At 70.4% G+C, this 20,629-nt stretch carries 18 protein-coding genes, 1 tRNA gene and 1 pseudogene; 6 read left to right on the forward strand and 14 right to left on the reverse strand.

The window, feature by feature from the left end:
* Nucleotides 1-108: 108 nt before the first annotated feature.
* Complete coding sequence (bagA, locus tag P2L57_RS16445; RefSeq protein WP_275815009.1) at nucleotides 109-1,170, forward strand: ATPase BagA; 1,062 nt, start codon at nucleotides 109-111, stop codon at nucleotides 1,168-1,170.
* A complete protein-coding gene (gene bagB, locus P2L57_RS16450; RefSeq protein WP_275815012.1) occupies nucleotides 1,167-2,498 on the forward strand; it encodes an ATPase BagB in 1,332 nt (443 codons plus the stop codon). Before bagA ends, bagB begins: the two co-directional genes overlap by 4 nt.
* Here bagB and P2L57_RS16455 read toward each other — a convergent pair.
* Nucleotides 2,480-2,809, reverse strand: a complete 330-nt coding sequence (locus P2L57_RS16455; RefSeq protein ID WP_275815015.1) for a WhiB family transcriptional regulator — start codon at nucleotides 2,807-2,809, stop codon at nucleotides 2,480-2,482. The genes bagB and P2L57_RS16455 overlap by 19 nt on opposite strands.
* Before the next feature lie 395 nt (nucleotides 2,810-3,204).
* On the opposite strand from P2L57_RS16455, the gene P2L57_RS16460 reads away from it, so the two are divergent.
* The gene (locus tag P2L57_RS16460) at nucleotides 3,205-5,415 is read left to right on the forward strand and encodes a transglycosylase domain-containing protein (RefSeq protein ID WP_275815018.1); all 2,211 of its coding nucleotides are present in this window, start codon (nucleotides 3,205-3,207) and stop codon (nucleotides 5,413-5,415) included.
* Between the two features lie 159 nt (nucleotides 5,416-5,574).
* Here P2L57_RS16460 and P2L57_RS16465 read toward each other — a convergent pair whose 3' ends face one another.
* Nucleotides 5,575-6,039 (reverse strand): GatB/YqeY domain-containing protein, encoded by a 465-nt coding sequence (locus tag P2L57_RS16465; protein WP_275815021.1) that lies wholly within the window; start codon nucleotides 6,037-6,039, stop codon nucleotides 5,575-5,577.
* Between the two features lie 79 nt (nucleotides 6,040-6,118).
* On the opposite strand from P2L57_RS16465, the gene P2L57_RS16470 reads away from it, so the two are divergent.
* Nucleotides 6,119-7,048 carry a metallophosphoesterase gene (locus P2L57_RS16470; RefSeq protein WP_275815025.1) on the forward strand — a complete coding sequence of 310 codons (930 nt, stop codon included), beginning with the start codon at nucleotides 6,119-6,121 and terminating at the stop codon, nucleotides 7,046-7,048.
* Between the two features lie 71 nt (nucleotides 7,049-7,119).
* Nucleotides 7,120-7,193, forward strand: a tRNA-Pro gene (locus P2L57_RS16475).
* 363 nt (nucleotides 7,194-7,556) lie between these two features.
* Here P2L57_RS16475 and P2L57_RS16480 read toward each other — a convergent pair.
* Nucleotides 7,557-7,730 (reverse strand): annotated as a pseudogene (locus P2L57_RS16480) (transcriptional regulator); the annotation flags it as partial.
* A 139-nt stretch (nucleotides 7,731-7,869) separates the two neighbouring features.
* Between P2L57_RS16480 and P2L57_RS16485 the strand changes: the two are divergent.
* Complete coding sequence (locus tag P2L57_RS16485) at nucleotides 7,870-9,663, forward strand: S9 family peptidase (RefSeq protein ID WP_275815027.1); 1,794 nt, start codon at nucleotides 7,870-7,872, stop codon at nucleotides 9,661-9,663.
* Between the two features lie 205 nt (nucleotides 9,664-9,868).
* On the opposite strand, the gene P2L57_RS16490 is transcribed toward P2L57_RS16485, so the two are convergent.
* The 11 genes from P2L57_RS16490 to P2L57_RS16535 form a co-directional block, all read right to left on the reverse strand.
* Nucleotides 9,869-10,684 carry an SURF1 family protein gene (locus tag P2L57_RS16490; RefSeq protein ID WP_275815030.1) on the reverse strand — a complete coding sequence of 272 codons (816 nt, stop codon included), beginning with the start codon at nucleotides 10,682-10,684 and terminating at the stop codon, nucleotides 9,869-9,871.
* Nucleotides 10,685-10,751: 67 nt separating this feature from the next.
* The gene (locus P2L57_RS16495) at nucleotides 10,752-11,897 is read right to left on the reverse strand and encodes a hypothetical protein (RefSeq protein ID WP_275815033.1); all 1,146 of its coding nucleotides are present in this window, start codon (nucleotides 11,895-11,897) and stop codon (nucleotides 10,752-10,754) included.
* Nucleotides 11,894-12,517 carry a SigE family RNA polymerase sigma factor gene (locus P2L57_RS16500; protein WP_275815035.1) on the reverse strand — a complete coding sequence of 208 codons (624 nt, stop codon included), beginning with the start codon at nucleotides 12,515-12,517 and terminating at the stop codon, nucleotides 11,894-11,896. The genes P2L57_RS16495 and P2L57_RS16500 overlap by 4 nt, the downstream gene beginning before the upstream one ends.
* 379 nt (nucleotides 12,518-12,896) lie before the next feature.
* The gene (locus P2L57_RS16505; protein ID WP_275815038.1) at nucleotides 12,897-13,985 is read right to left on the reverse strand and encodes an aspartate-semialdehyde dehydrogenase; all 1,089 of its coding nucleotides are present in this window, start codon (nucleotides 13,983-13,985) and stop codon (nucleotides 12,897-12,899) included.
* Nucleotides 13,982-15,253, reverse strand: a complete 1,272-nt coding sequence (locus P2L57_RS16510) for an aspartate kinase (RefSeq protein WP_275815041.1) — start codon at nucleotides 15,251-15,253, stop codon at nucleotides 13,982-13,984. The genes P2L57_RS16505 and P2L57_RS16510 overlap by 4 nt, the downstream gene beginning before the upstream one ends.
* Before the next feature lie 291 nt (nucleotides 15,254-15,544).
* Nucleotides 15,545-16,255 (reverse strand): DUF5063 domain-containing protein, encoded by a 711-nt coding sequence (locus P2L57_RS16515; RefSeq protein ID WP_275815044.1) that lies wholly within the window; start codon nucleotides 16,253-16,255, stop codon nucleotides 15,545-15,547.
* Nucleotides 16,248-16,388, reverse strand: a complete 141-nt coding sequence (locus P2L57_RS40740; protein ID WP_372515728.1) for a hypothetical protein — start codon at nucleotides 16,386-16,388, stop codon at nucleotides 16,248-16,250. The genes P2L57_RS16515 and P2L57_RS40740 overlap by 8 nt, the downstream gene beginning before the upstream one ends.
* On the reverse strand, nucleotides 16,381-16,980 hold the full coding sequence (recR, locus tag P2L57_RS16520) for a recombination mediator RecR (protein ID WP_275815047.1): 600 nt from the start codon (nucleotides 16,978-16,980) through the stop codon (nucleotides 16,381-16,383). The genes P2L57_RS40740 and recR overlap by 8 nt, the downstream gene beginning before the upstream one ends.
* A 43-nt stretch (nucleotides 16,981-17,023) precedes the next feature.
* Nucleotides 17,024-17,362, reverse strand: a complete 339-nt coding sequence (locus P2L57_RS16525; protein WP_275815050.1) for a YbaB/EbfC family nucleoid-associated protein — start codon at nucleotides 17,360-17,362, stop codon at nucleotides 17,024-17,026.
* A 172-nt stretch (nucleotides 17,363-17,534) separates the two neighbouring features.
* Nucleotides 17,535-19,814 carry a DNA polymerase III subunit gamma and tau gene (locus P2L57_RS16530; protein WP_275815053.1) on the reverse strand — a complete coding sequence of 760 codons (2,280 nt, stop codon included), beginning with the start codon at nucleotides 19,812-19,814 and terminating at the stop codon, nucleotides 17,535-17,537.
* 69 nt (nucleotides 19,815-19,883) lie between these two features.
* Nucleotides 19,884-20,480, reverse strand: coding sequence for an HhH-GPD-type base excision DNA repair protein (locus P2L57_RS16535; RefSeq protein WP_275815056.1), 597 nt, complete (start codon nucleotides 20,478-20,480; stop codon nucleotides 19,884-19,886).
* Between the last annotated feature and the right edge of the window lie 149 nt (nucleotides 20,481-20,629).

A 20,629-nucleotide genomic window follows, 5' to 3' on the forward strand; every position in this document is an offset into this window, starting at 1 on the left:
GAGGCTTCACGAGCCCGGCTCACAACAGACGTGACGGTCCTCACTCGAACAACCCAGTGACGCCACCCGACGCCCTGCGGCCGTTGCAAAGGAATTAGGCTCACAAGGGTGAGCGCCCAACACTCAGCCGCGCCGTCGGTGTCGGCCTCGCCGACGCCGACCCGGCTCCACATCGTGACGGGCAAGGGCGGGACCGGGAAGACCACGGTCGCCGCCGCCCTCGCGCTCGCCCTGGCCGACGAGGGGAAGCGCACCCTGCTCGTCGAGGTCGAGGGCCGGGGCGGCATCGCCCAGCTCTTCGAGTCCGAGGCGCTGCCGTACGAGGAGCGCAAGATCGCCGTGGCGCCGGGCGGTGGCGACGTCCACGCCCTGGCGATCGACCCCGAGCTGGCGCTGCTCGACTACCTCGACATGTTCTACAAGCTGGGCCGGGCCGGTCGCGCCCTGAAGAAGCTCGGCGCGATCGACTTCGCGACCACCATCGCGCCCGGCCTGCGCGACGTCCTGCTCACCGGCAAGGCGTGCGAGGCGGTCCGCCGCAAGGGAGCGTCCGGCGGGCGCGCGTACGACGCCGTGGTGATGGACGCCCCGCCGACGGGGCGTATCACCCGCTTCCTCAACGTGAACGACGAGGTCGCGGGCCTGGCCCGGTTCGGGCCGATACACAATCAGGCACAGGCCGTCATGCGGGTCCTCAAGTCGGCCGAGACAGCGGTGCACCTGGTGACGCTGCTGGAGGAGATGCCGGTCCAGGAGACGGTGGACGGTGTCGCGGAACTGCGCGCCGCCGGGCTGCCGGTGGGCGCGGTCGTGGTCAACATGCTGCGTCCGGCGGTGCTGGACGAAGCGGCGGTACGGATCGCCACCGGAACGGCGGAGCGCGGCCACCGTACGGCGGTCGCCAAGGCGCTGTCCCAGGCGGGCCTCGGCGGCGCCCGCCGCGGCGGCCATGCCGAACGGCTGGTGGAGCCGCTGCTGGAGCAGGCGCGCGAGCACGCCGAGCGGGTGGCACTGGAGCGCCGCGAGCGCGCGGAGATCGAGGGTCTCGACCTGCCGACGTACGAACTCGAACTGCAAGGCGACGGCATCGAGGTGGGCGGTCTGTACCGACTGGCCAACTCGCTGAGGGAACAAGGCATCGCGGGCGTGCAGAGGGAGGGCGGGCGATGAGCTGGCAGACCCCGTTGCTCGACATCGATCCGCTGCTCGACGACCGTGGGACGCGGATCATCGTGTGCTGCGGCTCGGGCGGGGTGGGCAAGACGACGACGGCCGCGGCCCTGGGGCTGCGCGCGGCCGAGCGTGGCCGTACGGCCGTGGTGCTGACCATCGACCCCGCGCGGCGGCTCGCGCAGTCGATGGGGCTCACCGAGCTGGACAACACACCGCGCCGGGTCGAGGGCATCGACGAGTCCGCGGGCGGTCAACTGCACGCGATGATGCTGGACATGAAGCGGACGTTCGACGAGATCGTCGTCCAGCACGCCGATCCCGAGCGGGCGCAGGCGATCTTGGAGAACCCTTTCTACCAGTCGCTTTCGGCGGGGTTCGCGGGCACGCAGGAATACATGGCCATGGAGAAGCTGGGCCAGCTGCGGGCGCGCGACGAGTGGGACCTGATCATCGTGGACACCCCGCCCAGCCGCTCCGCCCTGGACTTCCTGGACGCCCCCAAACGTCTTGGCTCGTTCCTGGACGGCAAGTTCATCAAGTTGCTGATGGCTCCGGCGAAGGCGGGCGGGCGCGCCGGAATGATGTTCCTCAACGTCGGTCTGTCGATGATGACCGGCGCGCTGAACAAGGTAGTCGGGGCGCATCTGCTGCGGGACGTGCAGACGTTCGTGGCGGCGATGGACACGATGTTCGGCGGGTTCCGCAAGCGCGCGGACGCCACGTACCGGCTGCTGCAGGCTCCCGGTACGGCGTTCCTCGTGGTGGCGGCGCCGGAGCGGGACGCGCTGCGCGAGGCCTCGTACTTCGTGGAGCGGCTGGCGGCGGAGGACATGCCGCTGGCCGGGCTGGTGCTCAACCGGGTGCACACCAGCGGCGCCGCGCGGTTGACGGCGGAACGGGCGCTCGCGGCCGCCGAGGCGTTGGAGGATTTGGCGGCGGAGTGGCCGGACGCCGTGGATCCGGCGTCAAACTCCCTCATGAACGCGGAAGTTGACGATCCGGTGGACGAGGCGGCGGACTGTCCGGCCGTGGAAAATCTTCCGGGCGGCCGCATTGTGGATCGCGACACCGGGAAGGCTGAGGCCAAGGCCCTCAGTGACCCCGGCGAGCTGCCCGCGGAGAGCCTGGCGGCGAGCCTGCTGCGGCTGCACGCCGAGCGGATGCAGGTGGTCGTCCGTGAGGGCCGTACCCGCGACCGTTTCGCTTCGGTGCATCCCGACGTGCCCGTCGCCGAAGTGGCCGCACTGCCCGGTGACGTACACGACCTGGAGGGTCTGCGTGCCGTGGGAGAGCGGCTGGCGAACGGTCAGCCGACCGCCGCGTAGTCCTCTTCGACCTCGGCCGTCAGCAGGCCCATGCTGCGCTCGTACTCATGGCGTGCGGTCTCCAGGAGTCTGCGCCAGGAGGTGACCGTCGGGCGGCGGCGCAGCAGTGCCCTGCGCTCGCGCTCGGTCATCCCGCCCCACACGCCGAACTCAACGCGGTTGTCGAGCGCATCCGCCAGGCATTCGGTACGCACCGGACATCCGGTGCACACCGCCTTGGCCCTGTTCTGCGCCGCCCCCTGGACGAATAGTTCGTCCGGATCTGTGGTGCGGCACGCTGCCTGCGCACTCCAGTCGGTAACCCAGCTCATGCTGGCGCCGTCCTCTCCCGAATCGGGGCTCCCCCACGGCGGCTGCGGCATATTCACCGTCGCCAGTTGAGGACGTTACGGAAGGCGGACACGGCACAACAGCCCTTTCAGGCCCAATCTTGAATGGCCCGAATGGACTATGCGTGCGCGGCAGATCACCCAACGGAGTGAGCCTGTTTCAGAGCCGCTTCTAAGGTGACAACTCTGGGCATAACGGTCAGTTTGCCGGGGATATCGCTCAAGACCCCTGGCATATGCCGGAATCGGGACAGTTCTCATCACCCACAAGAGTGACGATGAGAGGCAAACGTGGAGCTCGATGACGCATGTGTCTTCCACAGGTTAGGCGAACAGGTGGGCGTACGTCCTCAGAATCGACACGTAGGCTGCTCCCCATGGCCTACAAGCGCTCAGGCGGGGGTCTGGAGACGACCCGGCAAGCCGCGAAGTTCCTCGGTGTCAGTGTGCTGTCCGGAGTGGTACTGGCAGGCATCGCGCTGCCCGCCACCGGCGCCCTCGGGCTGTCCGCCAAAGGCACGGCCGCGGACTTCAACGCGCTCCCGGGTGAGCTCAAGCGCCCGCCGCTGAGTCAGGCGACGAAGATCCTGGACGCCAAGGGCGGCCTGATCGCCACCGTCTATTCGCGCGACCGCACCTCGGTCCCGCTCAGCGACATCAGCCCCACCATGCAGAAGGCGATCGTCGCGATCGAGGACGCGCGCTACTGGCAGCACGGCGCGATCGACGCGAAGGGCATTCTGCGGGCGCTGAACAGCAACGCCGCATCGGGCGGCGTCTCCCAGGGCGCCTCCACCCTCACCCAGCAGTACGTGAAGAACGTCTTCATCGAGGAAGCGGGCGACGACCCCGACAAGGTCGCCCAGGCCACCCAGCAGACCGTCGGCCGCAAGATCAAGGAATTGAAGTACGCGATCCAGGTCGAGAAGGAACTGGGCAAGCAGCAGATCCTGGAGAACTACCTCAACATCACGTTCTTCGGCGAACAGGCGTACGGGATTCAAGCGGCTGCCCAGCGGTACTTCAGCACGGATGCGAAGAACCTCACCCTTGACCAAGCGGCGTTGTTGGCTGGAATCGTTCAGTCACCGACCCGTTACGACCCGATCAACGACCCGCAGGAAGCCGTGACGCGCCGCAATACGGTGCTCAAGCGCATGGCCGAGCTCGGTGACATCACCCGGGCGCAGGCCACCGAGGCACAGGCCAAGCCGCTCGGTCTGAAGCCCAGCACGCCCAGGAACGGCTGCATCACCGCGGTCAACGGTGCGGGCTTCTTCTGTGACTACGTGCGCGAAACATTCCTGAACAACCCGGTCTTCGGCAAGACGCGGGAGGACCGCGCCAAGCTCTGGACCACCGGCGGCATGACGATCAAGACCACGCTGGATCCGCAGGCGCAGCAATCCGTCGAGGCGTCCATCCAAAAGCATGTCTACGAGACCGACTCGGTGGCCACCGCGGTGACCCTGGTACAGCCCGGCACCGGCAAGATCGTGGCGATGGGTCAGTCGCGGCCATACGGCTTCGGGCAGAACCAGACGCAGATCAACTACAACGTCGACCACTCGATGGGCGGCGGCAGGGGCTTCCAGTCCGGGTCGACGTTCAAGCCCATCACGGCCGCGGCCGCGATCGACGGCGGCACCGACCCCAACACCGTCTACCCGTCGCCGTACTCGATGCCGTACCCGAGTCCGGTGAACACCTGCGGCAAGCCCTGGGTCAACACCGATGGCTCGACGCTGTCCAACGAGGACAAGTCGGAAGTCGGGCCGATGAACATGCAGAAGGCCACGGCCCTGTCGGTCAACACCTACTACGTGCAGCTCATCAGCAACATCGGGGTCTGCCCGGTGACGCAGATGGCCCAGAAGATGGGCGTGCACCGGGCGGACGGCCACCAGATCGACCAGGTGCCCTCGATCACACTGGGCACCCAGGAGGTCAGCCCGCTGACCATGGCAGCGGCGTACGCCGCCTTCGCCAACCACGGCGTCTACTGCTCACCGACCGCGATCGAGTCGATCACGGACGCGAACGGCAAGCCGGTGGCCGTACCGCAGACCTCCTGCGCCCAGGCCATGTCCGAGAACACCGCCTCGACGCTCAACACCCTCCTCAAGGGAGTGGTCGAGGACGGTACGGGCCGGCAGGCGGGGCTGTCCGACCGGGACAGCGCGGGCAAGACCGGTACGACGGACAGCCGTTACGCGGCCTGGTTCGTCGGCTACACCTCGAACATGGCCGGTGCGGTCTGGGTCGGCAGCCCCGCCAAGAACCTGTCGATGACCAACATCACCATCGGTGGCGTCTACCACGACAAGGTGTTCGGCGCCGACACCCCGGGCCCGATCTGGAAGGACGCCATGAGCGGAGCCCTGGTGGGCACACCGGCCGGGACTCTGCCCACGGTGCCGCTCGCGGGCAGCAATCCGCCGAACGGGAACCAGAACCCCAGCCCGAACCCCGGTGACCAGGGGAAGGGCAAGGACCACGGTCACGGCGGCAACCCGCTGCCCTGGCCGACGATCAGCCTGCCGCCGGGCCTGCTGGACGGCGGCCAGAACGGCGGCAACGGACCGTAGGGCCGCGCCTGTGACGTGTTTCACGTGAAACAGGCGTTCTAACGCGACGTGGGGGCGCCCCCGGACCGGAATCCGGGGGCGCCCCCACGTCGCGCATACGGACCTCCCGTACGGGCGGATCGTCTACCGACTTCCCGCACGGGCCAAGATCAGCCCAGGTCAGCTGCCCAGGTGCCGCTTGACCTCGGCGGCGACCCGGCCACCTTCGGCGCGCCCGGCGACCTTCTGGTTCGCCAGCTTCATGATCGCGCCCATCGCACGGGGGCCCTCGCTGCCCTGCGCGGCGGCCTCGGCCACGGCCTCGGCGACCAGCGCGGACAACTCCTCATCGCTGAGCGGCTTGGGCAGGTACTCGGCGAGTACCTCGCCCTCCGCGCGCTCGCGCTCGGCGGATTCCGCACGACCGCCCTTGGCGAAGGCCTCCGCGGCCTCGCGACGCTTCTTCGCCTCGCGCGCGATCACCTTCTCCACCTCGCCATCGGACAGCTCGCGGGCCTGGGTGCCCGCGACCTCCTCCTTCTGGATGGCGGCGAGGGTGAGACGGAGCGTCGACGCGCGCAGTTCGTCGCGCGCCTTGATGGCCGCGGTGAGATCGTCGTGCAACCGGGACTTGAGCGTGGTCATACCCCGGAGTCTGCCACGGGGCCGGGCCTGAGTGCCGAAAGATTTCCTGCGGCGGAAAGGCGTCTGCCACGATGGGCGCATGCGCGCTCGTTATGGGATCCCGTTGGGAATTACGGCAGTCGGCGCGGCCTCGGTGGCGTACGCCGCGGGCTTCGAGGTCCGCTCCTTCCGGCTGCGACGGGTCGAGGTCCCCGTCCTGCCGCCGGGCATGCGGCCGTTGCGTGTGCTGCAGGTCTCCGACATCCACATGGTGGGCGGGCAGAACAAGAAGCGCCGCTGGTTGCAGTCGCTGGCCGGGCTGCGGCCCGACTTCGTGATCAACACCGGCGACAATCTCTCGGACCCCGAAGCGGTCCCGGAGACGCTGGACGCGCTCGGCCCGCTGATGGAGTTGCCGGGCGCGTATGTCTTCGGCTCGAACGACTACTACGGGCCGAAGCTCCGCAACCCGGCCCGCTACCTGGTGGAGAAGGTGCGCGGCAAGCACGGCCTCAACGGCAACCCACCGGCGCGCGGCGCGATCCACAACCCGTGGCAGGACCTGCGCGACAGCTTCGACGCGGCGGGCTGGATCGGGCTCAACAACGCCCGCGGCCGCCTCAAGCTCGACGACGGTACGGAGATCGCGCTCACCGGCCTGGACGACCCGCACATCAAGCGCGACCGCTACGGCATGGTGGCGGGCGGCCCGTCGTCCGACGCCGACCTCTCGCTCGCCGTGGTCCACGCCCCGTACCTGCGCGTCCTCGACGCCTTCGCGGCCGATGGCTACCCCCTGATCCTGGCCGGCCACACCCACGGCGGCCAGCTGTGCGTGCCCTTCTACGGGGCACTGGTCACCAACTGCGACCTGGACACCGGCCGGGTGAAGGGCCTGTCCACGCATCGCGCGGGCGGCCGCACCGCATACATGCACGTATCCGCAGGTTGCGGCACAAACCGGTACACGCCGGTACGCTTCGCCTGCCCGCCAGAAGCCACCCTGCTCACGCTGACACCGCGCAGCTGAGGACCGTCCACCCGCACCGAAACCGGATTTCGCCTCCGGTCACGAGTCCGCTAGAGTAGAGCCCGTTGCACCGGGGTGTAGCGCAGCTTGGCAGCGCGCTTCGTTCGGGACGAAGAGGCCGTGGGTTCAAATCCCGCCACCCCGACTGGTGAAACACCTGATCAGGGTCACCTACCGATTTCGGTATGTGGCCCTGATTCGTGTTGCGTGACTATCTGCGTGACTACGGCTTCGGGGCGATCTTGAATATGCCGTCCATCGCCACTGGGGCGATCTGCTTCCGGTAGACCTCCGCCGTACCGGGGTGAACGAGCAGCCGGGGTCTCTTCGAGCGGCACCCCGCTGTCCGGGAGCGGCGATACGAAGTTGTGCCGCGGCTCATCCGGGGTCCGCTCATCGGGGTTACTCGTGCGCTTCCCTGAGGTCACGCCCGCCCGAGAGGTGATCCCATAGAGCCACACGGCCCTGTCAGGGCGCGGGAGAAGACGGGCGCTCCTCAGGCCGTTCCTCAATCGCCCGCGTTGGACGGGTCGTTCGCAGGGGCTTCCGCGGGCCAGACCACGTCGTCGGCCATCTTCCGCAGCGCCGCCACGTCGCCGACGAAGGCCTTGCGGCCTTGCAAGGTCAACGACAGCCACGTCTGCGGCATGCTTCCGGCGATGGTCTTGCGCACCGCGACGAGGCCTTCCTTCTCAGGAAAGCACTTGAATTTGCGTCAAGTGCGGTCCTCTCGGCGGCACTTCACGATCCGCTGGACGGCCCCCATGTCGCGGCGGGATACCGCCGGTCCGGTTCCCGCCGGACCACGTTTGAATGGAGGCATGAGTGATGTCTTGGCTGGCATGCCGGATTGGGAGAAGCGATTCCGGGCACCGCGGGTGGGGCTGCCGGAATGGGCGCAGGACGCGCCACACCGTTCGCTGTACGTGTCGAACGTCACGGGTACGTACGAGCTGTACGCCTGGGACCGGGAGACCGGCACCCGGCGCCAGGTCACCGACCGGCCGAACGGCACCACGGACGGGACGCTGAGCCCGGACGGCGGGTGGATCTGGTGGTTCTCGGACACCGACGGGGACGAGTTCGGGGTCTGGATGCGACAACCGTTCGCCGGTGGTGACGACGAGCCCGCGGTGCCCGGGCTGGCACCCTCGTACCCGGCGGGCCTCGCCCTGGGGCGGGACGGAACGGCGGTGGTCGGCCGCTCGCTGGACGACGAGGGCACCTCGATCCATGTCGTCCGGCCCGGCCAGGAGCCCGAGCGGATCTACCGGCACAAGGAGTCGGCGGGCGTCGGCGACCTCAGCGAGGACGGCACCCTGCTCGTCGTCGAGCACACCGAGCACGGCGACGCCATGCACGCGTCGCTGCGTGTCATGACCCTGGACGGCAGGACGGTCGCGGAACTGGACGACACGGCGGACGGCCGGCATGAGCTGGGACTGGAGTGCCTCGGGTTTGCTCCTGTTGCGGGTGATACGCGACTGCTCGTCGCCCACCAGCGGCGCAGCCGATGGGAGCCGATGATCTGGGACGTCGCAACCGGCCGGCAGACCGAGCTCGCCGTCGATCTGCCGGGCGATGTGGCCGCCGAGTGGTTCCCGGACGGCTCCGCCCTGCTCGTCGAGCACACCTATCAGGGGCGCAGCGAGTTGTGGCGGTACGAGTTCGCCGACGGCGCGTTGGCCCGCATCCCGACGGATCCCGGGACGATCAGCGGAGCGACGGCGCGACCCGATGGCACGGTGGAGTTCCTGTGGTCATCGGCCGCGCTGCCGCCCGCCGTACGGTCCAGCACCGGCGCGACCGTGCTGGAGGCTCCCGGCTTCACTGCGCCGCCGTCGGTGCCCGCCCGGGACGTCTGGGTCGAGGGCCCCGGCGGGCGGATCCACGCGCTGGTACAGCAGCCGCAGGGCGACGGGCCGTTCCCGACGCTGTTCGACGTCCACGGCGGTCCCGCCTGGCACGACAGTGACGCGTTCGCGTCGGCTCCGGCCGCGTGGGTCGACCACGGCTTCGCCGTCGTGCGGGTCAACTACCGCGGCTCGACGGGCTACGGGCGCGAGTGGACGGATGCGCTCAAGCACCGGGTCGGGCTGATCGAGCTGGAGGACATCGCGGCGGTCCGGGAGTGGGCGGTGGAGTCCGGGCTCGCCGATCCGGCCAAGTTGGTGCTGGGAGGCGGCTCGTGGGGCGGCTACCTCACCCTGCTCGGTTTGGGGACGCAGCCGGACGCGTGGGCCGCGGGCCTGGCGGCGGTGCCGGTCGCGGACTACCTGGCCAGCTACGAGGACGAGATGGAGGCGCTCAAGGCGCTGGACCGGACGTTGTTCGGCGGGTCGCCGCAGGAGGTCCCGGAGCGGTACGCGGCCTCGTCACCGCTGAGTTACGTGGAACACGTGCGGGCCCCGGTCTTCATCTCGGCCGGGATGAACGACCCGCGCTGCCCGATACGGCAGATCGACAACTACATCGAGCGGCTGGCCGCCCTGGGCAAGGTCCACGAGGTGTACCGGTACGACGCGGGGCACGGGTCGCTGGTCGTCGAGGAGCGGATCAAGCAGTTGCGGCTGGAGTTGGCGTTCGCGGAGAAGTCGCTCGCGCTCGGCGGTTAGGGGGCTTTCACCCGCCTGCCCACCCGTTGCCCCCGCCTTGGGCGGACCGTTGCGCACGACCGGGGCGCGGTGCGGCTTCGCGCTGCGCTGCGGGTGGGTGGGCAGGGGGATGCGGATCCGCCGCTCACGCCGTCCCGGAGTGGCGCCACGGCGCGGCGCCACTCCGCGCTGCGGCTGACCGGGCACGGGGACGCGGGTCCGCGGCTCAGGCTGTCGCGGTGTGGTCTTCCGCCGGGTGGGCCGGGTCGGGGATCAGGCCGAGGGCCAGGTCGCGCTGGACCTCGGCCTCGCGGCGGACCAGGCGGATCCAGATGAAGACCACGAAGCCCGCGAAGACGAACCATTCGCCGGTGTAGCCCAGGTTCTGGAAGGCCCGCATGTCCAGACCGGTGTTGGGCGCGGCGGCGGGTGGCACCGGCTTCATCGGCGCGGGGCTCTGGCCCAGCGTGATCCAGCCGTCGTAGACGGGGTACGGGACCACGTTGACCAGGGAGGCCGCGCTGATCATGCCGAGCTGGCCGGTCGGCAGGCCGCCGCTGGCGTTGACGCCGTCGTCTCCGACGCCCTCCGACGCCTGGAGCGTGCCGGTCACAGTGATCTGGCCGTCGGGGGCGGGCGGGATCGTGCCGGGCGCGGAGGCGCTGCCGGGCAGCCATCCACGGACGACGGCCAGCGCGCCGCCGTCCGTGCGCAGCGGGGTGAGGACGTAGAAGCCCTGCTTGCCGTCGAGGGTCCGGCCCGGGACCAGCAGCTGGTGCCCGCTGTCGTACCGCCCGGTGGCGGTGACCTCACGGCCCGCGGTGGCCTGGTTGACCTGTGCCCGCACATCCGGCAGCAGCTGGGACAGCGCGACCGCCGGGGCGGTTCCGGGCTTCGGCGCCCGCTCGGCGGCATGGTGCTGCGCCACCCGCGCGTCGAACCGGCCGAGCTGCCAGGTGCCCATGAAGACGCAGAACGGGATGGCGAGCACGGCGAACAGGTGGATGCCCAGCCAGCGGGGAGTCAGCAGGAACCGGTACACGCCTCAACGGTACGGGGAGCGCCTCGGCCACCCGGACCCGGCCCCGGCGCGGCGCGCCCTGGCGGGACTAGGAGGCGGGCAGCGCGGACGTCCGGTAGACCGTGCCCGCGCAGGCGCCGCTCACGGTGGTCGAGGCGGTGGTCGGGGGGCCCGCGTCGGGCGTGTGGGAGAGGGTGATGCCGTTGCCGGAGGGGGGCGGCGGGGGGGTTCCGCCGCCCGAGGAGGAGTCGGGCGACGTTCCGCTGTTGCTGGTGCCAGGGGTGTTGGCCGAGGTCCCGGCATCGGTGGCGTTCGCCCCCGCGGCGCCGGAGCCGGTGGATCCGCCCGTGCCGCCGCCAGTGGTCGGCCCGGTGGGCGTCGCGGCGCATCCGGTGGTGCCGCCGCCCGCGGCGGGGATCCAGGCGAAGTCGACCTGGTAGGCCTTGCCCGGCGGCAGCGTGACGCTGGCCGGGGCGGTCGCCGGATCGGGCAGACCGGTGGCCGGGTCGCCCGCGGTGTGGTCCACGACCTGGATCTTGGTGGGGTCGGTGGAGCCCTGCGCGGCCACCGAGATCTGGCCTTCGCCGGAGACCGTACAGCTGGCGTTGGAGATGTTGACGACCCGGAACGAGCCGTAGACACGGCCGTCCTGGTCGGGGGCGACAGTCTGGGCGGTGCCCCTGCCGAGCTGGCCGCGGGCACAGGTCGGCGAGGAGACGGTCATGTTGCTGCCGGACGGCGGGGTCTTGCCGGGGTTGCCGGAGCGGCTGGCCGTGGGCACCGCGCTGGGCCGCGCCATGTTGCCCGCGTCCGCGCCACCCGTGGTGGCCGCACCGGCCGGGCCGCCGGCGCCGCTGTCCTGGGACCCGCCGCCGATGACGCCCGGGCTGCTCCCGGTGCTGTGGCTGCTGCCGGCGTTGGCCGCGCCGACGGTGTCGGTGCTGCCGGAGTTGGCGGCGTGCAGCACGGCGGGCACGGCGGTGCCGACCAGCAGTACTCCGGCGGCGGCACCGACCATGGCCTGGCGGCGACGGGTGCGTCGGGCCGGGACCGCCTGGCGCAGCCGGTTCAGCGCGTCCGCCTCGGGCTCGATGCCCCGTACCGCGTCCCGCATCAGGCGGCGCAACGCCAGCTCGTCGAAGGAGCCGCCGGGCGTCTCGGGCTGTGAGTCGTCGCGGTGGTTCTGTTCAGGCACGCCGTCGGGGACGTCGGGGTCGGAAGGATGCTGGGTCATGCCGGCGCCTCCATGGCGATCCGGAGCGCGGCGATGCCGCGGGAACCGTACGCCTTGACGGAGCCGATGGATATGCCGAGCGTCTCGGCGACCTGGGCCTCCGTCATGTCCGCGAAGTACCGCAGGACGAGGACCTCGCGCTGGCGGCGCTGCAACCCCCGCATGGAGCGGATCAGTTGGTCGCGTTCCAACTGCTCGTACGCGCCCTCCTCCGCGCTCGCCATGTCGGGCATCGGCTTGGACAGCAGCTTGAGGCCGAGGATGCGGCGGCGGAGCGCGGAGCGGGAGAGGTTGACGACGGTCTGGCGCAGGTAGGCGAGGGTCTTCTCGGGCTCGCGGACTCGGTTGCGGGCCGAGTGGACCCGGATGAAGGCCTCCTGGACGACGTCCTCGCAGGACGCCGTGTCGTCGAGGAGCAGTGCGGCGAGGCCGAGGAGCGACCGGTAGTGGGCCCGGTAGGTCTCGGTGAGGTGGTCGACCGTGGTACCCGCAGCCATCGTGCTGTCAGCGCTCACGGCCTCGGAGGGCAACTTGGCGACAGGCCATGGCGCGATCACCGGCAGGCCGCCGGGCGCGAAGGATCCAGCGCGCGCGGAAGCCGCCGCGCCAGCGCGGCCCAAAGGGTTTCCCCGGGTCGGTGGGATGCCAGGGCGCTTCCCACGCGGGGTTGGGGCGGTTGTTCTTCCTGGGGCTTCGCCCCCAGCCCCCCAGGGTGCGATGCCGACTGCCTCTGCCACGACTGTTGGACGCGCAACCCCTTGCCAGGGTTGTACGAGTTCCCCATGCGTACCAACTCATCCCCACTGTCCCGGTTTTCCCGATCCCCGACGAGTCGCGTCTATGGCAGGGCACTGACACAAAGACGCTCCCCGCCAACTGCCGGTTGCGGCAAGGCGGGGAGCGAAATTGTCGAACGCGGCGAGCACTCGCTTCAAGCGGTACAGACCTTCGACTACGTCACAGGTCCTTCACGAAATCTCCGCGGGGAAGCGAACGGCGTCACTTCGCCGCTTCCGGGGCGGCGGACGTCAGCTCCGCAGCGACCAGTTCGGCGATCTGCGCGGTGTTCAACGCCGCGCCCTTGCGCAGGTTGTCGCCGCACAGGAACAGCTCCAGCGAGTACGGGTCGTCGAGCGAACGGCGCACCCGGCCGACCCAGGTGGGGTCGGTGCCGACCACGTCGGCGGGGGTCGGGAACTCGCCCTCCGCCGGGTTGTCGCAGACCACGACGCCCGGCGCGCTGCCGAGGATCTCGTGTGCCCTGGCCACCGAGACCTCGTTCTCGAACCGCGCGTGCACGGTGAGCGAGTGCGTGGTGATCACCGGTACCCGGACGCAGGTGGCGTTCACCCGCAGCGAGGGCAGGCTGAGGATCTTGCGCGACTCGTTGCGGACCTTGAGCTCCTCGGAGGACCAGCCCTCGTCCTTCAACGACCCGGCCCACGGCACCACGTTGAGCGCGAGCGGCGCCGGGAACGGCCCGAACTCGCCCACCGCGCGCCGGACATCGCCGGGCTGGGTGCCCAGGTTCGTCCCGCCGACCTTGGCGATCTGCTCGCGCAGCGTGTCAATGCCCGGCTGCCCGGCGCCGGATGCCGCCTGGTACGAGGAGACCACCAGCTCGGTCAGCCCGAACTCGGCGTGCAGCGCGCCCAACGCCACGATCATCGACAGCGTGGTGCAGTTGGGGTTGGAGATGATGCCGCGTGGCCGGACGCGGGCGGCGTGCGCGTTCACCTCCGGAACGACCAGCGGAACGTCCGGATCCATCCGGAACGCACCCGAGTTGTCCACCGCGACCGCGCCCTTGGCGGCGGCGATCGGCGCCCACTGCGCGGAGACCTCGTCCGGGACGTCGAACATCGCGACGTCGACGCCCTCGAAGGCATCCTCGCTCAGCGCGATGACCTCGACCTCCTCACCCCGTACGACGAGCTTGCGGCCCGCCGAGCGCGGTGAGGCGATCAGCCGGATCTCGCCCCAGACGTCCTCACGGGAGGACAGGATGCCCAGCATCACGGTGCCGACGGCGCCGGTGGCGCCGACGACGGCCAGGGTCGGCTTGCTGCTGCGGTCGGTGCTGGTCATCGGCCGGTACCTCCGTACACCACGGCCTCGTCGCTCTCGCTGTCGAGACCGAACGCGGTGTGGACGGCACGCACCGCCTCGTTGACGTCGTCGGCGCGGGTGACGACCGAGATCCGGATCTCCGAGGTGGAGATCAGCTCGATGTTGACCCCGGCGTTGGACAGCGCCTCGAAGAAGCTCGCGGTGACGCCCGGGTTGGTCTTCATGCCCGCGCCGACCAGCGAGATCTTGGCGATCTGGTCGTCGTAGCGCAGCGACTCGTAGCCGACGGCGCCCTTGGTCTTCTCCAGTGCCTCAAGGGCCTTGCGGCCGTCGGTCTTCGGCAGGGTGAAGGAGATGTCGGTCAGACCGGTGGACGCGGCCGAGACGTTCTGCACGACCATGTCGATGTTGATCTGGGCGTCCGCGATGGCACGGAAGATCGTCGCGGCCTCGCCCGGCTTGTCCGGCACCCCGACGACCGTGACCTTGGCCTCGGACGTGTCGTGGGCAACCCCCGAGATGATCGCCTGCTCCATCGGCTGGTCCCCTTGCGGCTCGCTACTGACCCAGGTCCCCTTCAGTCCGGAGAAGGACGAGCGGACGTGGATCGGGATGTTGTATCGGCGTGCGTACTCAACGCAGCGGTGCAGCAGCACCTTTGAACCGGAGCTGGCCAGCTCCAGCATGTCCTCGAACGAGATCCAGTCGATCTTGCGGGCCTTCTTCACGACCCGCGGGTCGGCGGTGAAGACACCGTCGACATCGGTGTAGATCTCGCACACCTCGGCGTTCAGCGCGGCGGCGAGGGCCACCGCGGTGGTGTCGGAGCCGCCGCGACCCAGGGTGGTGATGTCCTTCTTGTCCTGGGACACACCCTGGAAACCGGCCACGATGGCGATGTTGCCCTCGTCGATGGCGGTCTGGATCCGGCCCGGCGTGACGTCGATGATCCGCGCTTTGTTGTGGACGGAGTCGGTGATGACTCCTGCCTGGCTGCCGGTGAACGACTGCGCCTCGTGACCGAGGTTTTTGATCGCCATCGCCAGCAGTGCCATGGAGATCCGCTCTCCGGCGGTCAGCAGCATGTCGAACTCACGCCCGGCAGGGATCGGAGATACCTGCTGCGCCAGATCGATCAGCTCGTCCGTCGTGTCACCCATCGCCGAGACCACGACGACCACCTGGTGGCCGCTCTTCTTGGCATCGACGATTCGCTTGGCGACGCGCTTGATGCCCTCGGCATCCGCAACGGAGGAGCCGCCGTACTTCTGCACGACAAGGCCCACGTGCGCTCCTCGCAACTGTGTCTTCTGGGGGGCTACCCCCAGACCCCCATGGGGGGATATGCGTTCGGCTCAGTCTAACGAGCGGGCGGAATACACCGCGTGTGTATCACAGTGTGAGACGTACGGCTCACACCATGATCATGCGCTTGCCCCCGGCCGCTCAGCCGCTTGCGCGGCGAAGCCTGCCCGTTACACGACGCGGCACACAAAGACGTGGGTTACGTCACAAACAGGTTGTGGGCATTCGTTCCGCAGGGCGGAACGGGTGAGCACAACCCGCCAGCACCCGGATCAGCGTTTCCGCGGTCCGAGCGGGCCGCCGATCTCCGCCGCCATCACCTTGCCCGCCTCCTCGGCCAGCTGGTCCTCACCGACCGCGTCATCGGTGTCCAGACCGTCCAGCTCGTCCAGCGGCGAGTCCAGCCGGACATGGGCGACCAGGGACTGCAGGGCGCGCAGTGAGGCGCTGGCGGTGGGTCCCCAGTTGGACAGGTACGAGAACTGCCACCACCACAGCGCCTCGCTGACCCGGCCCTCCCGGTAGTGCGCCAGACCGTGGCTGAGGTCGGTGACCACGTCCGCGAGGTCGTCCGAGATCCGGCAGGCGACCGGCATGCTGCGCGGCACATACGGATCGAAGACCTCGGAGTAGACGTCCACCGGCTCCAGCAGGGCGGCCAGCCGCTCACGCAGCTCGTCGGCGTCCGGCTCCGGTCCGACGTCCGGTTCGTAGCGCTCGTCCGGAACGATGTCCTCATGGGCGCCGAGCCTGCCTCCGGCGAGCATCAGCTGGGAGACCTCAAGGAGCAGGAACGGTACGGCACTGTCCGGTTCATCGCCCTTGGCGACCTCGCGGACCGCGACGATGAAACTTTCGATCTGGTCGGCGATCTGGACCGCGAAGTCGTCGGGATCTCCCGACTTCTTCGGGTCGCGCGCGCTCAACTGGCTCGGGTCCCGGCGCGGGCCGTTGCTGCCCTTGCGTACTGCGGTGTCAGACATCGAACAGTCGTCTCCCTTCGAAGGCACGCCCCAACGTGACCTCGTCGGCAGCAGTATGTTCCGCGCCCCCCGCACTGTTCGACCCCGGGGGGCCTGACAGCCGCTGGACGCTCCCTGGCATGACATCACACATCGAGGAGCCGCCTCCCCTCGAAGGCCCGACCCAGCGTGACCTCGTCCGCGTACTCCAGGTCGCCGCCCACCGGCAGACCGCTGGCCAGCCGGGTCACCTTCAGGCCCATCGGCTTCACCATGCGCGCGAGGTAGGTGGCGGTGGCCTCCCCCTCGAGGTTCGGATCGGTGGCCAGGATCAGCTCGGTCACCGTGCCATCGGCGAGCCGGGCCAGCAGCTCCCGTATCCGCAGGTCATCGGGTCCGACGCCTTCGATCGGGCTGATCGCGCCGCCGAGTACGTGGTACCGGCCCCGGAACTCCCGGGTCCGTTCGATCGCGACGACGTCCTTCGGCTCCTCGACCACACAGATCACCGCCAGGTCGCGGCGCGGATCCTGGCAGACCCGGCACTGCTCGCTCTGCGCGACGTTGCCGCAGACCGCGCAGAACCGCACCTTCTCCTTGACCTCGGTGAGGGCGTGGGCCAGGCGCCGGACGTCCGTCGGATCCGCCTGGAGGATGTGGAAGGCGATCCGCTGCGCGCTCTTGGGACCGACGCCGGGCAGCCTGCCCAGTTCGTCGATGAGGTCCTGGACCACGCCTTCGTACACGGAACGCCTTCTCTCTACGGGGTGCGGTTGTGTGGCCCTGAGGTCAGAACGGCATGCCCGGCAGGCCGCCGCCACCCAGGCCCTGGGCGAGCGGGCCGAGCCTCTCCTGCTGGAGCTGCTGTGCGGCGCCGTTGGCGTCGCGGACGGCCGCCAGGATCAGATCGGCGAGGGTCTCGGTGTCCTCCGGGTCCACCGCCTTGGGGTCGATGGCCAGGCCGCGCAGTTCGCCCGCGCCGCTGACCGTGGCCTTCACCAGGCCTCCACCAGCGGTGCCCTCCACCTCGGCCTCGGCCAGTTCGGCCTGCGCCTCGGCGAGATCCTGCTGCATCTTCTGCGCCTGCTTGAGCAGCTGCTGCATGTTCGGCTGACCACCGGGGATCACGGGTTCGCTCCTGCCATCCGTACGACTACCTATTACGTATGCGCGAGCCTACGTGCTCGATCGGCGGAGCGCGCTACGCCGTGCGGAGGACAGGGCGTACCGGCGGGGGCAGCGCGCACCCGCCTCGTCACCACGGTTTCACGGCTCGCGCCGGAGGGGAACCGGTGCCCTCTCACTCGTTGGTGATCTCTTCGATCACCGTAGCGCCCAGTTCGCGCACGATCAGGTCGTGCCCGGTCAGTGCCGTGTCATCGAGATCGGGATCGTCCTCCTCCGGGATGTCGTCCTCGATCGAGACGCGCGGCGGCGCCTGCGGCGCGGGGGCGGAAGCCGACTGCGCCGGTGGTACGTGCTCGGGCGTGGCCGGAGGCGCGGAGCGCGCCGGTGCCGGGGTGGGGGCCGCCGGGCGTGAGTCGCCGCCGAAGCCACCGCCAGAGGTGCTGGCGGGTGCGCCGCCGCCGAAGCCGCCCTGGCCGCCGCTGGGGCCGCCGAAGCCGCCGGGAGACGACGGGCCGCCCTGGCCGGGGCCGCCGGCGCCACCGGACGGATCGACGATCGCCTCGATCTTCCACTGCACGCCCAGCGCATCGCTGACGGCCTGCCGCAGCACCTCGTCGCTGCCGCCGTTCACAAAACTGTCGCGGGCACCGGGGTTGGCGAAGCCCAGTTGGAGCGTGCTGCCGTCGAAACCGACGACCTGCGCGTTCTGGCTGAGCAGGATCCAGGTGAAGCGGCGCCGGTTCTTCACCGCCTCCAGGATGTCCGGCCACATCTGGCGCACCCGGGAAGGGTCGCCCACCGGCGGGGCGGCCGGGGCCGCCGCCGCGGGCTGGGCGGCGGGGGTGGCCGGTGCGGCGGAAGCGGCCGGGGTGGACGGCGCGCCCGCGCCCGGCCAGGCACCGGGACGGTGGCCGCTCTCGCCGCCCGACGCGGCCGCGGGGGCCGCGGACTGGGTACCGGTCGGCCAGGCGCCGGGGGCCGGGGTCGGGGCCGAGGCGGGGGCCGGGGCCGGGGCGGGGGCAGACGCACCGGCGTCGTCCGGCCGCTGCCGCACCCCGGTGGGCCAGCTGCCGGGTGCGCCCTGGGCGGGCGGAGCCGTGGCTTCCGCCGGCGCGGCCGCGGGGGGTCCCTGCGGCTGCGGGCCGGCGCCCGTGCCGGTACCGGCGTCGGGGCCGCCGGAACCGGGGCGGACCGCCGCGCGGGCCGCCGCGGGGCCGGCGGACACGCCGCCCGCGTGGGCGTCGCTCTGCGGTACGTAGCCGACCGCGGGCCCGGCGGCCGCCAACCCTCCGGTCAGCGCCTGCCGTTCCAGCCGGTCGAGCCGCGCCTGGACCGCGCGCTCGTCGTCGTACGCGGCGGGCAGCAGCACCCGGGCGCAGATCAGCTCCAGCTGCAGCCGCGGCGAGGTGGCGCCGCGCATCTCGGTCAGTCCCGCGTTGACCAGGTCGGCCGCGCGGCTCAGCTCGGCGGCGCCGAAGACGGACGCCTGCGCCGCCATCCGCTCCACCACATCGGCGGGTGCGTCGATCAGGCCCTTCTCGCCCGCGTCCGGCACCGCCGCCAGGATCACCAGGTCGCGCAGCCGCTCCAGCAGGTCGGCGACGAAGCGCCGCGGGTCGTGGCCGCCCTCGATGACCCGGTCCACCATCTCGAACGCCGCCGCGCCATCGCCTGCCGCGAAGGCGTCCACGATGTCGTCGAGCAGTGCGCCGTCCGTGTAGCCGAGCAGGGCCGTGGCCATCGCGTAGGTCACGCCGCCCTCGCCGGCGCCCGCGAGCAGCTGGTCCATCACCGACATCGAGTCACGGACCGAGCCCGCTCCGGCCCGTACCACCAGCGGGAACACGCCGTCCTCCACCGGGATGGACTCGCGGGCGCAGACCTCGGCCAGGTAGTCGCGCAGGGTGCCGGGGGGCACCAGGCGGAACGGGTAGTGGTGGGTGCGCGACCGGATGGTGCCGATGACCTTCTCCGGCTCGGTGGTCGCGAAGATGAACTTCAGATGCTCCGGCGGCTCCTCGACCACCTTCAGCAGGGCGTTGAACCCCGCCGAGGTGACCATGTGCGCCTCGTCGATGATGTAGATCTTGTAGCGGCTGGAGGCGGGCCCGAAGAACGCCTTCTCCCGCAGGTCACGCGCGTCGTCCACACCGCCGTGCGAGGCGGCGTCGATCTCGATCACATCGATGGACCCCGGCCCGCCGCGGGCCAGGTCGCGGCAGGACTGGCACTCGCCGCACGGTGTGGGGGTCGGGCCCTGCTCGCAGTTCAGACAGCGGGCGAGGATGCGCGCGCTGGTGGTCTTTCCACAGCCACGTGGACCACTGAACAGGTACGCGTGATTGACCCGGTTGTTCCGCAGCGCCTGCTGCAGCGGGTCAGTGACGTGTTCCTGCCCGATGACCTCGGCGAAGGTCTCGGGGCGGTAGCGGCGGTACAGAGCGAGCGACACGCATACGACGATATCGGTGCGCACCGACAACCGGTGCCGCGCCGGAAGATCTGCACCGCCGGAGGGCGCTCAGGCCTTCTTCGTCCCGGCCGTCTTCTTGGCGGCGCGCTTCGCCTCCTGCTTGTGGGCGCGGACCTTGTCCAGCGACTCGGGCCCGGTGATATCGGCCACCGAGCGGTACGCGCCCTCCTCGCCGTACGGGCCCGCCGCCTCCCGCCAGCCCTCGGGCCGCACGGCGAGCTGCTTGCCCAGCAGGGCCAGGAAGATCTGTGCCTTCTGCTTGCCGAAGCCCGGAAGCTCGTTCAGCCGCTTGAGCAGTTCCCTGCCACTGCTGACATCGCGCCAGAGGTCCGCCGGATCGCCGTCGTAGTGCTCGACGAGGTACTGGCACAGTTGCTGCACCCGTTTGGCCATGGCCGCCGGGTAGCGGTGCACCGCGGGTTTCTGCGACAGCAGCGCGGCGAACGCGTCCGGATCCTGGACGGCGATCTCCCGCGCGTCGAGATCGTCGACGCCCATCCGCTGCGCGATGGTGTACGACCCGGAGAACGCCCACTCCATGGGGACCTGCTGGTCGAGCAGCATGCCGATCATGAGGGCCAGCGGGTTGCGGCTGAGCAGCTCGTCGGCTTCTGGCTGCTGGGCGAGCCGGAGGGAGACGTTCATCCTCATATGCTGGCAGTCCGGCTCGGCCGCCGGCTGACCAACACGCGCGGGACGCGACGCCGTCGACGTTCCCGCGACGGCCGGGGCTGGAGGAGCGGGTCCGCAGGAACGCCCCGTGCGCCCGCGGGTCGCACCGATCAGTGAGCCAC

Source organism: Streptantibioticus ferralitis (assembly GCF_029223525.1).
GTDB classification, from domain to species: domain Bacteria; phylum Actinomycetota; class Actinomycetes; order Streptomycetales; family Streptomycetaceae; genus Streptantibioticus_A; species Streptantibioticus_A ferralitis.

Bases quoted from the DNA above. Each gene is read 5' to 3' on its own strand.
- P2L57_RS16485 (WP_275815027.1), top strand. From the start codon at position 7,870: ATGAGTGATGTCTTGGCTGGCATGCCGGATTGGGAGAAGCGATTCCGG.
- bagB (WP_275815012.1), top strand. From the start codon at position 1,167: ATGAGCTGGCAGACCCCGTTGCTCGACATCGATCCGCTGCTCGACGAC.
- P2L57_RS16505 (WP_275815038.1), bottom strand. From the start codon at position 13,985: ATGACCAGCACCGACCGCAGCAGCAAGCCGACCCTGGCCGTCGTCGGC.
- P2L57_RS16455 (WP_275815015.1), bottom strand. From the start codon at position 2,809: ATGAGCTGGGTTACCGACTGGAGTGCGCAGGCAGCGTGCCGCACCACA.
- P2L57_RS16535 (WP_275815056.1), bottom strand. From the start codon at position 20,480: ATGAACGTCTCCCTCCGGCTCGCCCAGCAGCCAGAAGCCGACGAGCTG.
- P2L57_RS16515 (WP_275815044.1), bottom strand. From the start codon at position 16,255: ATGTCTGACACCGCAGTACGCAAGGGCAGCAACGGCCCGCGCCGGGAC.
- P2L57_RS16460 (WP_275815018.1), top strand. From the start codon at position 3,205: ATGGCCTACAAGCGCTCAGGCGGGGGTCTGGAGACGACCCGGCAAGCC.
- P2L57_RS16470 (WP_275815025.1), top strand. From the start codon at position 6,119: ATGCGCGCTCGTTATGGGATCCCGTTGGGAATTACGGCAGTCGGCGCG.
- P2L57_RS16465 (WP_275815021.1), bottom strand. From the start codon at position 6,039: ATGACCACGCTCAAGTCCCGGTTGCACGACGATCTCACCGCGGCCATC.
- P2L57_RS40740 (WP_372515728.1), bottom strand. From the start codon at position 16,388: ATGTGTGATGTCATGCCAGGGAGCGTCCAGCGGCTGTCAGGCCCCCCG.
- P2L57_RS16495 (WP_275815033.1), bottom strand. From the start codon at position 11,897: ATGACCCAGCATCCTTCCGACCCCGACGTCCCCGACGGCGTGCCTGAA.